Below are 800 nucleotides of genomic sequence, written 5' to 3' on the forward strand. Positions count from 1 at the left end.
AACCGCTTCGCCAAGTCGGCGCTGGAAACCGCGCTGCTCGACGCGCAGGGCAAGCGCCTGGGCGTGCCGCTCGCCACGCTGCTCGGTGGCGCGGTGCGCACCACGCTGCCGGTGCTGTGGACGCTGGCCAGCGGCGATACCGCGAAGGACATCGACGAGGCCGAGCGCCTGCTGGCCGAGCGCCGCCACAACACGTTCAAGCTCAAGATCGGCCGGCGCAGCGTGCGCGACGACGTCGCGCACGTGTCGGCGATCAAGCGCGCGCTCGGTGAGCGTGCGCGCGTGACCGTGGACATCAACCAGGCCTGGAACGAGGCCGATGCCGCCGGCGGCATCGCCATGCTCGAAGCCGCGGGCATCGACCTGATCGAGCAGCCCACGCCGCGCGAGCAGCGCACGGCGCTGGCGCGGCTGGCGGCACGCTTCGTGGTGCCGATCATGGCGGACGAGGCCGTGTGTGGCCCCGAGGATGCGATGGAACTCGCGCGCCTCGGCGGTGCCGACGTATTCGCGCTGAAGATCGCCAAGTCGGGCGGCATCTTCGGCATGCTGCGCACGGCCGCCGTGGGCGATGCCGCGGGCATCGCGCTGTATGGCGGCACGATGCTGGAGGGCAGCGTGGGCACCATCGCCGCCGCGCATGGCTTCTGCACGCTGCCGCAGCTTGCATGGGGCACGGAGCTGTTTGGTCCGCTGCTGCTCAAGGATGACATCGTGGTCGAGCGGCCCACCTATCGCGACTTCAGCCTGCACCTGCCCGAAGGACCGGGCCTGGGTCTGGCGCTCGATGAGGACAAGCT

General features: G+C 70.8%; 1 protein-coding gene. It reads left to right on the forward strand.

Annotation, left to right across the window (positions count from 1 at the left end; all coding sequences use genetic code 11):
* Nucleotides 1-800: muconate/chloromuconate family cycloisomerase (locus KHO22_RS32340; RefSeq protein WP_211951263.1), on the forward strand; the 800-nt coding region annotated here is incomplete at both ends.

The organism is Cupriavidus yeoncheonensis, assembly GCF_905397275.1.
Classification (GTDB): domain Bacteria; phylum Pseudomonadota; class Gammaproteobacteria; order Burkholderiales; family Burkholderiaceae; genus Cupriavidus; species Cupriavidus yeoncheonensis.